Genomic DNA, 13,919 nt, shown 5'->3' with positions numbered 1-13,919 from the left:
ATAGCGGCAATGTGCCGCTTGAACTGGCGGCCTAGAAAATGCCTTGGGTTTAAGACACCCTATGAAGTTTTTTTAGAAGACGCCAATACCCAAGGACTGGGTGTTGCACTTTGAACTTGAAACCGCGAAACCACGTTACAAAATTTGAAAAGATGCTTGCTTTTGAACGTTTTTATAAGATTAAACAGCTTCTTCATGTCATGCAACTTGTAGGCAAGCCACTCGTCCGCATTGGGAAAATGTCTGATGGTGGATATGTGATGATTGATGATTTTACTTCTCAAAGAATCGCCTATAGTTTTGGTATCTCTGATGATGTATCGTGGGATAAAGATATGGCAAGCCGCGGGTATGATGTCTTTATGTATGACCATACGATCGTTCGCGTGCCTGAGGAAAACATAAAATTCCATTGGAAAAAAATAGGGATATCTCAACTTGACAACAGTGAAAATTGTAAATCTTTAAAATTTATTATTAATGAAAATGGGCATGCAAATCAGGAAAAAATGATTTTAAAGATGGATGTTGAAGGGGCAGAATGGGCGTCTTTGTCAACAGTTCCATCAGATATAATGAACAAATTTAGTCAAATTGTTCTTGAACTACATTTTGGAGACCCCACAGGGAAGCAAGGCTTTGAACATTGGGTTGATTCATATTACAATATAATAAGGATGCTGAAAAATATTAACCAAACACATCAGTTGATTCATGTGCATGGTAATAATTATGGACACATTATGACCGCTGGAGGTCTTGATGTGCCGATTTCTTTGGAAGTCCTTTATGCTAATAAGGCTGAATATGTATTTTCTGACATAGAGAAAATCTATCCCACGAAAATTGACCAACCCAATAATCCCTTGTGTCCTGATATTTTTCTTGGAACATGGAATGTCGATGAGCTATAATGAATTGCTTGTATGGAATTGGGGGCAGTTTTTAGTCGCCAGGATAGTGGGGTAGGTATGTACATTGTCACCGGGGGCGCGGGTTTCATCGGCAGCGCCATGATTTGGCGTCTGAATCAGGCGGGCATCACGGACATTCTGGTTGTAGACAACCTGGGCACAACGGAAAAGTGGAAAAACCTGGTTAACAGGCGTTATGCCCGGTATGTGCATCGCTCAGAATTTCTTGAAATGCTGCATAATGACGCCATCCGTGGCACGGTTGAAGCTGTTGTACACATGGGGGCCTGCTCGTCAACCACCGAGAAGGACGCCGACTTCCTGATGTCAAACAATACGGCATTCACCACAAAAGCCTGCCAGTTCGCCTTGGAACGCGGCGCGCGTTTTATCAACGCCAGTTCTGCCTCCACGTATGGCGATGGTTCGCAGGGTTTTTCTGACGAACTCGTCAACATTCGTGGCCTCAAACCTTTAAACATGTACGGTTATTCCAAGCACCTTTTCGACCTGTGGCTGCTCGACAATGGCTTAACCGACAGTGTAGCCAGCCTGAAATTTTTTAACGTTTACGGCCCCAACGAGTACCATAAAGACAGCATGCGTAGCGTCGTATGCAAGGCTTTTTACGAGATCGGAAGCAAGGGGCGCATGGGCTTGTTCAAGTCGGATAACCCCAACTATGGCGACGGCGGCCAGATGCGGGACTTTGTTTACGTCAAGGACTGCGTTGAACTTATGTTCTGGTTGATCACCAATCCAAAAGCTAACGGTATTTTTAATGTTGGCACCGGTAAAGCACGGACTTGGAACGATCTGATCAAAGCAGTATTTAGCGCCATGCACCGCGAACCATGTATTGACTATGTGGACATGCCTGAAACGCTGAAGGGGAAATATCAATACTTCACCCAAGCCGAAATGGACTGGTTGAGCGAAAAAAATTGCCCGGTGAAATTCACTTCACTAGAAAATGGGGTTGCCGACTATGTGCGCCGCTATCTAGCCGGTGACGATCCTTATCTAGAAATGTGTTAAATGTGGCGCAAGAAAGAAACGGCCATTTTGTGAGCCGCCTTTTTACCCACAAACCGCATGATCGCAGGAGACCCTATGGCAGCTTCCCTTCTAGCTAACTACAACGAGCATATGCAATGTTTTGGCCGCATGCGGGAACAGGAGGGAAATATTGTTTCCGTGGGCGAGTGCTGTGTTCGCGTTTGTTCTTCCGGCAAGATACTTATAGCGGGTAACGGCGGGTCCGCCGCTGATGCGCAGCATTTCGCCGCCGAACTGGTGGGGCGGTTTCAGATGAACCGGCGCGCGTTGCCGTGTATTGCGCTGAACACCGATACGTCGAACCTGACAGCTATCGGCAATGATTTTGGCTTCAACGAGGTGTTCGCACGTCAGGTCGAAGCCATCGGGCAGCCAGGTGATGCGTTTATCGGCATATCCACATCAGGCAATTCGGAAAATATTATTGCTGCGGTTCGCGAGGCCAAAAAGCAAGGCATGGCGACCATCGGCCTGTTGGGACGTGACGGCGGCAAGCTTGCCGGTCTGGTGGATCATGCTGTGATCGTTCCACATGACGTGACCGCCAGAATTCAGGAGGCGCACATCTTCATCCTCCATTATTGGGCTGGCTGCGTTGAAAAGAGCGTTGCATGAATGGGAGTAGCGCTTCTTATGATAAACTAGCGTGTGAACTTTATTCACGACATCACGCCAATAATCCTATTTTCCTAAGAATAAGAGATAAAAGCCCGTGATTGTTCTCCACGCTGCGCAAATGGAGCTGGGATTCCTGCTTTGGGGCGAGAGTCCCCCAGCCTCTTCTCCGCCTTCCGTACCTTCCTCTTCCTCTGCTGCTGCTGCTCCTGCTGTGGAGGAGAACACAACCCCGGCACTCGCCCTGAAACGTGCAGCAAAAACAAAAACCGCAAGTCCCGCCCCTTCTCCCTTTGACGCAGGGCAGGCCGCTCTTGATGCAACTCTGGCTGAACACCTCGGCCTTTCGTCAGGCGTTGCAAAGCCGCTTGAGGCCATCGCCTGGCTGCCGTCCTCAAAATCCGGCCCTGTGCCGTCGAGTCGGCTCCTCCACGATGTGGAGTACGCCAGCAAAACAATACATCTGCTGCCCTGGCGCGTCTCAGCCGCCCTGCTTGATGCCCAGGAAGCCGTAAATGCTCTGGCAAACTGCACAGGCAAGCAAACTCTCGCCCGTGGCGTTTTTCTGGGGCATGACCTTACGTATTGGGCTGAAATGCTCAGGTTTGCCGGGGCGCTGGTTGCCAGGCAGCACTATCTGCCCGGCGTGCGGATAATCGGCGGTCATTGCCATTCCGTATGGGAACCGGTGATTACCGCGGAGGAACAGGCGCGCTTTACTGCTTTTGCCGCCGCCATGCCCCCATCGGCCAGAGCCTTGACCAAGGCTGACGGCAAAGCGCCGCCTTCCACCGCCGCCGCTTCTGGTCTGCGCGCTTTTCTGACGGATATGGTTGACGCCCTTGTCCGCTCCGCCATGCCGCAAGCAACGGCGGGGGAAAAGGGCCAAGTCGGCACTTCCAGCACATCATGGGTACCACGGACGCAACCCGCTGTGGAGAGCGTGCATGACGCATGGCTGGCCGCCCTGCGCTCGCCAGATGGACGCATAGACTGGCCGAAGAAAGATGTAACAGATCTAAAAAATACCCTTACTCGCTGGAAGCGCCCCATAACAGTGCTGTCCAAATCCCCGGTGCGGCTCTGCTTCAGACTTGAAGAGCCCACAGCCGATGATGCGTCCTTGGACAGTGCCCTTCCTTTCCCTCCGGCGGAGGACGATTCTGCCTGGCGGGTTTCCTATCTTCTGCATCCGCACGATGACCACAGCCTCCAGCTCCCCATACAGGAGCTCTGGTCAGGCCCAAAAAAGCGTGCTTCAGTATTGAAGCACCTGGGTGCAGATGCCAGGGAATATGTGCTTTCGGCACTCGGTCAGGCTTCCGGCATTGCGCCGGAGATTGAGGCCAGCCTCAAGGATGCCGCGCCCCAGGGCTACAGTCTGGACGTTCAGGGCGCACACCGTTTTCTGACACATACCTCTCTTGCTCTGGAGCAGGCCGGGTTCGGGGTCATGCTGCCTTCGTGGTGGACCAACAAAGGCGCGAAGCTCCGGCCGGTCATTCAGGCCAGGGTGGCGGCCCCCAAACTCCGCTCTTCAAGCGGTCTTTCCCTTGATAGCATTGTGGAATTCGACTGGCAGGCTTCTCTTGGTGGGGAGCCTATAACGCATAAAGAGCTTCTGGCTCTGGCCCGGCTCAAGGTTCCTCTGGTGCAGGTGCGGGGGCAATGGGTGGAGGTCAATGCGCAGGAAATTCTGGCCGCTGCTGATTTCTGGAAGAAAAACAGCAAAAATACCGCCCCGGCCCGGGATGTTCTCCGCATGGCCCTTGGCGGTGAGGACGCCCCCCACGGCTTTGCCTTTGGCGGTGTACACAGTGCGGGCTGGCTCAGCGAATTGCTCGACCAATTGGAGGGCCGCACGGCCTGCGCGGAGTTGCCGCCCCCGGCCGAGTTTGGCGGCACACTGCGGCCCTATCAGGCGCGGGGATTTTCCTGGCTCGCCTTTTTGCAGCAATGGGGCCTTGGGGCCTGCCTTGCCGATGACATGGGCCTGGGGAAAACCATCCAGACCCTGGCCCTGCTGCAAAGACTATGGTCTTCCGGCAAAAAGATGCCCAGCCTGCTCATCTGCCCCACATCGGTGGTCAACAACTGGGCCAGAGAAGCGGAAAAATTCACCCCCGAACTGCCGGTCATGGTCCATCACGGACTTGACCGCAAGAAAGGAGTGGCCTTCCGGCGGCTCGCGTCCGCGCAGGCGCTGGTCATTTCAAGCTATGGGCTTCTTCAGCGGGATATGGCGGTACTGAAAGATATTTCCTGGGGCGGCGTCATTCTGGATGAAGCGCAAAACATCAAAAACCCCGAAACAAAACAGGCCAAAGCCGCTCGGGCCATCCCGGCGGCATACCGCATAGCCCTGACAGGAACGCCGGTGGAAAACAATGTCGGCGACCTGTGGTCTCTTATGGATTTTCTCAATCCGGGTTTTCTGGGCAGCCAGCAAGGATTTCGCAAGCGTTTCTTCATGCCCATCCAGACCGGGCGCGATCCCGAGGCTGCCACACGACTGAAGCGCCTTACCGCGCCCTTCCTCCTGCGCCGCCTCAAAACAGACACGTCCATCATTTCCGACCTCCCCGACAAGGTGGAAATGAAGGAATTTTGCCCGCTGACCAAGGAGCAGGCCTCGCTGTACGCCGCTGTGCTTGAAGACCTGAACCGTACATTATACGAGGCGGACGGCATTCAGCGCAAGGGCATTATTCTTGCGACCCTGTCCCGGCTCAAGCAGGTATGCAATCACCCCGTCCACTTCCTTGGCGACAATTCGGCCATAGACGGACGCTCGGGCAAACTTGCCCGCCTCACTGAAATGCTGGAAGAGATTTTGCCCGTGGGCGACAAAACCCTGATATTCACCCAGTTCAAAGAGATGGGCCATATACTCAAAGCGCATTTGCAGGACACCCTCGGCAGGGAGATGCTCTTTCTGCACGGCGGTGTGACACGAAAGGCGCGCGACCGGATGATTGAGCGCTTTCAGGGCGATGCCCAGGCCCCGCCGATTTTTATTCTTTCGCTCAAGGCAGGCTCTACGGGGCTTAACCTCACTGCGGCCAATCATGTTTTTCATTATGACAGATGGTGGAACCCGGCGGTGGAAAATCAGGCCACGGACCGCGCCTTCAGAATCGGCCAGCACCGCAATGTTCTTGTGCATAAATTTGTCTGTAGCGGTACGCTGGAAGAAAAGATTGACGCCATGATTGAACGCAAGAAAGAAATTTCCGATGCAGTGGTGGGCGTTGGCGAGGCGTGGTTGACAGAACTGTCCAACCAGGAGCTTCAGGATTTGTTCGCGTTGCAGGAAAAAGCTCTGGAGGAGTAAACATGGCCTGGTATCGTGAATATGGCGGCTTTCCCCCATCGCAAGCCCGCGAGGTCAAGGGGGGCATCAAGTCCCAAAGTCGGCGCGGCGGCTTTGGGCAAAGCTGGTGGGCCAAACGCTGGATCGAGCTTATTGAAAGCTTCGGGCTGGGCACCCGGCTGACCCGTGGGCGCGCCTATGCCCGCAAAGGTCAGGTCGTGTCCATCCAAATGGAAAAAGGCTGCATTTCCGCCGAAGTGCAGGGTTCGCGGGCCAAGCCGTATGCTGTCACCATGCGGGTCAAACCTCTGGAGGCTGACGCGTGGGCCACCATCAGCCATGCACTGCGCAAGGAAGCCCTCTTTTCCGCCGCTCTCTTGTCCGGACAGATGCCGCAACAGATTGAAGAAATCTTTAAAAATGCCAAACTGTCGCTTTTTCCTGCAAAGAAGGATGACTTTACAACCGACTGCTCGTGCCCTGACTGGTCAAATCCGTGCAAGCATATCGCAGCCGTGTACTACCTTGTGGCAGAGGAGTTTGACCGGGACCCCTTTTTGCTGTTCAGGCTTCGGGGCATTGAGCGGGAGGCCCTTCTGGAACTGCTGGGTACTGGCTCGAATGATGCCGAAACCGACCCGGACGCCGCGCAGGAAGAGGCAGAACCGCTCCCCTGTGATCCTGTACAGTTTTGGGGGCACTGCGCAACGCCGGTTGAACTTGGAGCCGTTATGTTTCCCGCTGTTGCCGCCGCCCTGCCCCGGCGGCTTGGCGGAATCCCTTTTTGGCGGGGAAATGAAGAATTTATGACCGCAATGGTGGATGCATATGGAGCGGCAAGCAATGTGGGCCTCAACTGCGCCATAGGCTGCAACATCGTGGGGGAAACTCCACAAGCGGAGTAGACTCTTCTCACTCGGCAACGCCGATTTTGATAGCGGACAGGGATTTCAAGATGTTTTTTTCTGAGCGTGACCACCTTGCACAACAGAAATGAATTTCGCACAAACGCTGCTGTGCGGAATTTTGTCTCAAGGCTCCACAATTGCCAGACTTTTTGGGTATCGCACAGGCGCACAGGCGCACAGGCGCACAGGCGCACAGGCGCACAAACAACATACTGTTCTTGCTCTTTTTTGGCAAAACTGGAGCATCAACCGCCCTGGTAATCTCCCCCCCCCCTTTTTGCTTTACCCTTCTTTGTTCCGTATAAAAAACTGCTGTGCAGCTGTGCGTTTGTGCGAAGGTTCAAAACACCAAGAAAATACAGGTGTTTTATACAAAAAATCGCACAAACGCTTTTGTGCGCCGCACAACTTAAAAGTCACAATCGCTGGCTTTGGAGTCTTTTGCCACATTCATGTGCCGCTCTTCCAGGTCTCCACGGCCTTCCCATGCGGAAGGGATGAATCCATAGCCGCGTACGTTCCGCCCCTTGATGCATTTTGTTTCCGTAGGATTTCCTTTGGTGTTCATCAACAACCACCCCTGACGCTTCATATGCTCCAGCAACTCATGGCGATTTACTCCTTTGGCGAGGTCGTTGAACGTCGGGATTGTCATGAATAATCGCAGGTCACCCTTGTCCTCCCATCTATAGCCAGCCAGATCGCGCATACTCTCACCCAGGCCGTCCACATCAACAAAACGGCTTCTGCTATAGCGCGCAAAGAAATCCTTAAAGCGATCAAGAGCTTTCATGATTTCCAGATTGCCAACGCCGCCGCGCTCGTCAAGCCAGACGTTGAGCCATTCCACAACGGCTTCACTTGATTCTTCCGCTGTCCAGCACAAGGCTTCCGGCCTGAATCCCACCAGCCAATGTATTGGCAAAGTTGCCGCCTGTGATACTCAGAACCTCTGAAATTTGAATCTGCCCATTGTTGTTCAGCGCCAGCGCGCCGGTGGTCGCACTGCCCACAAGCTTGTCATTGGCAATACTCAAATTCCCCATTTTGAGCGTGCCGCCTGAAACGGACATCTGCCCCTGCCCCAGGTCCAGAGTTTCCAGCGCCAGAGAGCCACTGCTGACATCCACAGTGCCCCCGGTGGAAAGCCCCAGGTGCGAACCGGTCACCGTGCCGCCGTTGACTGTAAGGCTGTCCGCCAGCAGTCCCGTGCTCGGCTCAGGATTGAAAGAACCGAAGTGCAGATTCTTCACTGAAGCCAGTATGCCGCCAGTGTTCACGGTAACATCTGAGCCTGTCACTTTGGCGTTGCGAGCAATGCCGAGCGTACCCCCGTTGTTCACATCAATGGTGGTGTAGGTTTCTGTAGCGCCGTCCGCCACCTGATGCGAGTCGCTGATGGCAATGGGGGCTGCGGCAAACGCCATATTGGCCCCTCCCAGCAAAAGCGCGCTGACCACCGCTCCGCCAAGCACATTGAGCAAATGACATTTTTTCAGAATTCCCCTGTAGCGTTGCACAAGCATACCCAGGGCGCCTTGTGTAAATCGCATGCAATCCTCCTCGGAAATTGTCTGGTTGTGCTGAAAACGTCTTCTTTTTTGAAAGTCGAAACAGCATTGATTTTCCGACATGAGAATTATGTAAAATTGGCCGTCGGTCAATAGACTACTAGCGGATAAGCAGCATTTCATAGAAATCTTGTAATATGCAAGATTCACTATGCCCCTTCGGACCGATGTTCCGGCAAGAACGCGAACAAAAAGAAATATCGCAGTGGACGGTATCTGTGCGTCTGCAGCACCACACACGCAACATCCAGCGTATTGAAGGCGGCTTGCGTCAGCCTGGTGTGCTGCTTGCCCTGCGCATGGTGGCAGCGGTTGGCACAGATCCTGGGGAATTTTTTGAAGCACTTTCCCAAAAAATCGCCAGAGAAAGGTACGATGGGTTGTTATCTCCAACCAAAAGGGTGCGCGTGACATATCAGCCACCTGAAGCTACTGAGGGCTTGAAAAGCCTCTTCGGTCCGCTGCTGGTTCAGGCCAGACAGGCTGTCGGCATGTCGCAAACGGCCATGGCAAAATATGCTGGCTACAATCTTCGCAATATCAATGCGGTAGAGAAGGGTAAGCAAGAGCCTGGCGTGATGTCCGCTCTTGCCCTCGTGACTGCGACCGGAGTTGATATTCGAGAATTTTTTGTACAACTGCACCAAGTTGCAGCTATCCCGCTTAATGGCTCGAGCAGCCATGAGGAATATGGCCAATAGCGCGTTCCTGTGCTAATCCCGCAGTATGGCAAATTTTGTGTCTCCGCCTTCAGAGGGTTCAAAAGAGCGCACTATAAAAAGCGGCAGCAAGCGCGCTGGCATGTGTTTGCTTTTTCAACTGGCAGCGATACTGTGTTTTCTATCGGCCTGTGCCCCTTCTCCCCGACAAGCGGCACAAGCACTCGCCCAACAGCACGGCTTTACTGAACGCCTCTTTCCGACTCAGACTTTTACCCTCTACGGGATGTACCGCCCCGGTCTTTCACCCCATCCTGAAACCCTGCGTGTATACATCGAAGGCGATGGACACGCTTGGGAGTCACGCACCCGGCCATCTGCAGACCCCACGCCGCGTAATCCTGTGGCCCTGCGCTTGGCTATGGCCGATCCGGGGTCGGACCCCGTGCTTTATCTGGCGAGGCCGTGCCAGTATGTACAGGGCGAGGACAGACGACAGTGTTCAAAGCGCTACTGGACGTCAGCGCGGCTCGGGCCTGAGGTGATTAACAGCCTTGATGCGGCCATTACCCAGGCCAAGGCTGCGTGCGGCACGGAACGGGTCATTCTGGTCGGGTTTTCTGGCGGTGGTGGGGCTGCGGCGCTTCTGGCTGCCATGAGGCAGGATGTGGTCTTTCTGGGAACTATTGCGGGCAATCTTGATACTGAGGCCTGGACGCAGTTGCAGGGCATCAGCCCTCTTGCTGAATCTCTAAACCCCATAACGGTCGCTCCATCGTTGCAGCACTTGCCCCAGAGGCATTTAAGCAGCAATACTGACGCGGTTATGCCCACAGAAATCAGCGAGGGTTTCTGCCGGGCTGTGAACCAGCCCAAAAGCTGCGTGGTCATTTCAGGGGTGCCACATGGTGGGCCGTGGCAACGTTACTGGGACTATGATTATTCTTCTGGTAAGCCCTGACATCAATTTTGACCGTATTCGTAGCAGGTATTCCGCTATAAATTTCACTGTCAAAGTCAAAAAATCCATTTTTACTGCGTGCCAAGCGCCGATCGATCCCGCAAGGTTTTTATTCCGTGCGATAGTCTTTATTTGCATCTGTGCGACGAGGTTATGATTTTGTAATTGATTACTATATCAGGCTATTACATGCCTATATAGTATGAAAATTACTGGAGGATATTGAACAATGAGCAATTTTACATCTGAAACCACAGTTTTTGAGCAGTTGGAGAAAAATCTTCCGCCTGTCTTTTCACGCGAGGAGGCGGCCCGGCAGATGGGGGGATTGATCAGGGCCAAAACCCTTTCAAATCTTGATGCCACTGGTAACGGGCCATGGGTAAAAATCCGTATTCGAAAAAAAGTCTGCTATGAGCGCAGAAGCTTCTTGCAATGGCTTCGGCAGTACGTTCATCAATGAGCGAAGGCAAAAATTGCACTGGCAGTTCAGCAAAGGGGGCATGATCCACATCATGCCCCCTTCGCTATTATATGCGGCAATTTTTTTCCCGTTGTGGAATTTTTCAACATTTAAGGCCAAAAAGGATATTTTACCATGGATACGAACAAATTTGTTTACGCTGGAACACCCGATAGTGGTTATGGCCCTTGGATTTTTATTGAGGACACGCCAGAATCGCGATCACAGGCGCTTGATGAAGGGTATACAGCGTTCTCAACCACAAGCTTCGCTTACGAACCCGAGAAGGGGAAACCTGAGCCAGTTCGTTACGGCGACCTGTGGTTGGACATCGACTGCAAAGAAGCGCCGTTTCTGGCAGTGATCGCGGCACGCACGTTTATCACGGATTTGGCCCGTGCTTACGATGGTTTTGACCCAACCATGCTCGATTACTTCATGAGCGGCAGCAAAGGGGTTCATATCCGCATTCCCACTGAAATTTTTGGCGGCGAAAACGGGCATCCCTTCCTGCCCCGGTTACATCGCAAAATGCTTGAAAGGCATTTTTTGCATCACCCCCACAACCAGGCTCTAGGAATGCTGGCTCTAGGCGAATCTGTGCCCGCGAAGCTTAAGGATAAAACTGTCGGCGACCTTGTTGATGAAAGCCTGTATTGCATGGGCAAGGGGCATCTGCTGCGTGCTCCCAATGTCAGGCGGCCTGACGGGCGCTACAAGGTGCAGGTCAGCGTAGAAGCATTTTTTGAGCGGGATATTGATTCTTTGCTTGATCTGACGCGGAAACCCAACACTATCTCAGTGCTAGCAGTGCCACCCACCGCGACAGGGATGGCAGACCTTTACGATCACGTCCTGATAAACTGGCAATCTTTAGACCCACGCAGTTACAACCTTCAGTCTCTTTCAGAATGCCAGTTCATGCGCCATTGCCGTGAACACGCCGAAATTCTGAGTGAGCCAGAGTGGTTCATGATGCTGCGGGCTCTGGCTCCCCTTGGGGAAAAAGGGCTTGAACTGGCGCAAGAATATAGCCGCCCCCACGCAGAATATGCGCCAGAAAAAACGCGTGCCAAATTTCTGCATGCGCTACAAAAGGGCTATCCGGCCAGTTGCGAAGAAATTCAGGCAATCTTTCAATGCAGCCCACGTTGCAAGGTTCGCAGCCCACTTGATCTGGAGCGCAAACGCCAAAGCGATACCGTCGTTGCGGCCGAGTCGTTCAGCCCGGAAAAGGACGGTTTGTACTATTCCCCTTCCCATGGCACGCTGGAGGGCGATAGCTTCAAGGTGTGCAGCCCTCTGAAGATTCTCGGCAAGATGCGCAACACGGACGGCACTGGCTGGGCAAGGCTGGTGGAGTTGGTGACACCTGATGCCAGAAACACCAGATTAAGTATTGCTATGAAGGACTGCGCGGGACACGGCGATAGTGTATTAGCAATGCTTTGCGACCACGGACTTGAGCTGACCGGCGGAAAGATGGGGAAATTTATCATGGATTACCTGCGGCTTGCCGCTACGGACAAAGTCTTCATCAACGTGGAACGGCTGGGGTGGCATGGCAACCGATATGTCCTTCCCGATGCGATTTTTGGCGAGGGAGGAAACGAAGATATCAACTATACACAGGGAAACAGCCTGTTTAAATGCTCTGGTGAGCTTGCGCAGTGGCAGGAACACATTGGACGTTATTGCCGAGGCAATACCCTGCTGATGCTGGTTTCAGCTTTTGCCTTGACTGGGCCGCTTCTGCACCTTTGTGGGGTTGAGGGAGGAGGATTGCATCTGTTCGGGCCGTCATCCACTGGCAAGACGACGTTAGCTCTGTTGGCGGGCAGTCTTTGCGGTGGCAATGAGAACAAGGGGTTTGTTCGACAGTGGCGTAGTACGCATAACGCTATCGAGCATACCGCAGTTCAGCACAATGACGGCCTGCTGGTCATGGACGAAAGCGGGCAAGCCACAGCCGACACCGTTGCCCAGACGATTTACATGTTATCCAACGGCCAGGGCAAGGAGCGCATGCGGGCCGATGCCACGCAGCGCAAAGCCTACCAGTGGAGAGTCCAGTTGTTTTCCACAGGCGAACTGACAATGGACGAAAAGATTGAAGAAACGGGAAAATTTCGCGCGATGGCGGGTCAGAATGTCCGCGTTGTCAATCTCCCTATTGATCGTGGGGCCGGTAAAAACTCCTACTCCTGTTTGTATGGCTTCGAAAACCCCGCGTCCCTGAGCGAGCATTTAAAGGATGCCACGAGGCATTTCTACGGTACGCCCCTTAGGGCCTTTTTGACGGACTTGTGTGGTACTAGCAATCAGGAACTGGATGCTAATGGGGCTGATATCAAAGAAAACATCGAAAAGTTTGCCAAGTTATACTGTCCTGATGGTTCGTGCGGCCAGGTTCGTCGAGTTGCTGTAAAATTTGGCCTGATAGCCGCTGCGGGCATGTTCGCAGCGAAAAACGGCATTCTGCCCTGGACGCCGGACGAATCCCGTGACGCTGTGGCGGAATGGTTCCGAATCTGGCTTGAAGGGCGCGGTGGCGTCGGCAATCTGGAAATCATGAAGGCGCTTGACCGCTTCAAGGACTTCTTCGCACGCCACGGCAGGAGCCGTTTTGTTGAGGTGAACGGTTTGGGAGAAAATATGCGCGACCTTGCGGGCTACAGGTGGGAAGACAAGGGGGAACAGAGGTTTTTTATGATAACCCCGGCCTTCAACGACCTCGCCAAAGGAGTAAACAGGCATGAGCTGTTAGAACACATGAAACAGCAGGGCTGGCTTTTGACGAGCGGCAAGGGGAGCCTTGTGACCACAAAGTGGATCAGCGGGCGTAACGTTCGCGGTTACGGTTTTATCCCGTCTGCATGGGAGGGGCTGGCTGGAAATATTGAGGTGAAGCCCCAGGTAAAAGCGGGGGACATGGAATTTGGCGGGGAGTTTTAACCTGTGCGGCGCACAAAAGTGTTTGTGCGGTTTTTAGCCTGAAAAATCAGTATATTGCAGAGTTTTCAGTCGCCACACAAACGCACAGCCGCGCAATGGTTTTTTACCATGATGTAAAAATGGCAATATGGAAAAAAAATAGGCTTGGAATTATCCGGTCTGCGGAGGAGGCTGCATCCGGCATAATAACAATAGGTGCCTCGGTGTGGAAAAGGCTCGGTATGGAGATGGCCATATCGAGCCTCAGTGCGGATAAAATGAAGTGCGGGTTCTGCGAATCAGAATGCGATACGCATCCTGCTCATCTGATGCATGCAGCTGTTCCCGCTCTTGCCCTCGTTCCTGTTCGGGGGCCTCTTATCAGTACAGGCAGATGGCGTTGGACAGGCTTTGACCGTCGCAGTTGTTATCTTCGGCATGCAGGATCGTAAGAACGCGCCCCTATCCGGCATATGCAGAAAGTAAAAGCGCATTCTGATCCTTGTGAGGGCGGTGCGTTTG

General features: G+C 53.1%; 11 protein-coding genes. 9 read left to right on the top strand and 2 right to left on the bottom strand.

Features of this window, described 5'->3' with window-relative positions:
- Positions 1-152 precede the first annotated feature (152 nt).
- The 5 genes from BCS36_RS08005 to BCS36_RS07985 all read left to right on the top strand — a co-directional run bounded on the left by BCS36_RS08005 (position 153) and on the right by BCS36_RS07985 (position 6,806).
- Positions 153-914 carry a hypothetical protein gene (locus BCS36_RS08005; protein ID WP_291302382.1) on the top strand — a complete coding sequence of 254 codons (762 nt, stop codon included), beginning with the start codon at positions 153-155 and terminating at the stop codon, positions 912-914.
- A 57-nt stretch (positions 915-971) separates the two neighbouring features.
- Positions 972-1,952, top strand: a complete 981-nt coding sequence (gene rfaD, locus BCS36_RS08000) for an ADP-glyceromanno-heptose 6-epimerase (protein WP_291302381.1) — start codon at positions 972-974, stop codon at positions 1,950-1,952.
- A gap of 75 nt (positions 1,953-2,027) precedes the next feature.
- Positions 2,028-2,588 (top strand): D-sedoheptulose 7-phosphate isomerase, encoded by a 561-nt coding sequence (gene gmhA, locus BCS36_RS07995; protein WP_291302380.1) that lies wholly within the window; start codon positions 2,028-2,030, stop codon positions 2,586-2,588.
- 214 nt (positions 2,589-2,802) lie between these two features.
- The gene (locus tag BCS36_RS07990) at positions 2,803-5,922 is read left to right on the top strand and encodes a DEAD/DEAH box helicase (protein WP_291302379.1); all 3,120 of its coding nucleotides are present in this window, start codon (positions 2,803-2,805) and stop codon (positions 5,920-5,922) included.
- A 2-nt stretch (positions 5,923-5,924) separates the two neighbouring features.
- A complete protein-coding gene (locus BCS36_RS07985) occupies positions 5,925-6,806 on the top strand; it encodes an SWIM zinc finger family protein (protein WP_291302378.1) in 882 nt (293 codons plus the stop codon).
- 412 nt (positions 6,807-7,218) lie between these two features.
- Here BCS36_RS07985 and BCS36_RS07980 read toward each other — a convergent pair whose 3' ends face one another.
- Both BCS36_RS07980 and BCS36_RS07975 read right to left on the bottom strand, forming a co-directional pair.
- The gene (locus BCS36_RS07980; RefSeq protein ID WP_291302377.1) at positions 7,219-7,659 is read right to left on the bottom strand and encodes a hypothetical protein; all 441 of its coding nucleotides are present in this window, start codon (positions 7,657-7,659) and stop codon (positions 7,219-7,221) included.
- Positions 7,660-7,666: 7 nt separating this feature from the next.
- Positions 7,667-8,362, bottom strand: coding sequence for a hypothetical protein (locus BCS36_RS07975; RefSeq protein ID WP_291302376.1), 696 nt, complete (start codon positions 8,360-8,362; stop codon positions 7,667-7,669).
- 155 nt (positions 8,363-8,517) lie between these two features.
- Between BCS36_RS07975 and BCS36_RS07970 the strand changes: the two genes are divergently transcribed.
- From BCS36_RS07970 to BCS36_RS07955, 4 genes are all read left to right on the top strand, one after another.
- Complete coding sequence (locus BCS36_RS07970) at positions 8,518-9,081, top strand: helix-turn-helix domain-containing protein (RefSeq protein WP_291302375.1); 564 nt, start codon at positions 8,518-8,520, stop codon at positions 9,079-9,081.
- A 244-nt stretch (positions 9,082-9,325) separates the two neighbouring features.
- A complete protein-coding gene (locus BCS36_RS07965) occupies positions 9,326-10,000 on the top strand; it encodes a hypothetical protein (protein ID WP_291302374.1) in 675 nt (224 codons plus the stop codon).
- 229 nt (positions 10,001-10,229) lie between these two features.
- Complete coding sequence (locus tag BCS36_RS07960) at positions 10,230-10,463, top strand: hypothetical protein (RefSeq protein WP_291302373.1); 234 nt, start codon at positions 10,230-10,232, stop codon at positions 10,461-10,463.
- A 135-nt stretch (positions 10,464-10,598) separates the two neighbouring features.
- Entirely contained in the window at positions 10,599-13,418 is a 2,820-nt protein-coding gene (locus tag BCS36_RS07955; protein WP_291302372.1) for a DUF927 domain-containing protein, read from the top strand.
- The last annotated feature ends 501 nt before the right edge of the window (positions 13,419-13,919 follow it).

Origin of the sequence: Desulfovibrio sp. MES5 (assembly GCF_002237645.1) — a bacterium.
Classification (GTDB): Bacteria; Desulfobacterota; Desulfovibrionia; order Desulfovibrionales; family Desulfovibrionaceae; genus Desulfovibrio.
Note: the sequence above shows the minus strand (reverse complement) of the source record. Positions and strands in the feature narration are given on the sequence as shown.

Coding starts and splice junctions, on each gene's coding strand:
- BCS36_RS08005 (WP_291302382.1), top strand. CDS start 153: ATGCTTGCTTTTGAACGTTTTTATAAGATTAAACAGCTTCTTCATGTC.
- rfaD (WP_291302381.1), top strand. CDS start 972: ATGTACATTGTCACCGGGGGCGCGGGTTTCATCGGCAGCGCCATGATT.
- gmhA (WP_291302380.1), top strand. CDS start 2,028: ATGGCAGCTTCCCTTCTAGCTAACTACAACGAGCATATGCAATGTTTT.
- BCS36_RS07985 (WP_291302378.1), top strand. CDS start 5,925: ATGGCCTGGTATCGTGAATATGGCGGCTTTCCCCCATCGCAAGCCCGC.
- BCS36_RS07975 (WP_291302376.1), bottom strand. CDS start 8,362: ATGCGATTTACACAAGGCGCCCTGGGTATGCTTGTGCAACGCTACAGG.
- BCS36_RS07970 (WP_291302375.1), top strand. CDS start 8,518: ATGCAAGATTCACTATGCCCCTTCGGACCGATGTTCCGGCAAGAACGC.
- BCS36_RS07965 (WP_291302374.1), top strand. CDS start 9,326: ATGTACCGCCCCGGTCTTTCACCCCATCCTGAAACCCTGCGTGTATAC.
- BCS36_RS07960 (WP_291302373.1), top strand. CDS start 10,230: ATGAGCAATTTTACATCTGAAACCACAGTTTTTGAGCAGTTGGAGAAA.
- BCS36_RS07955 (WP_291302372.1), top strand. CDS start 10,599: ATGGATACGAACAAATTTGTTTACGCTGGAACACCCGATAGTGGTTAT.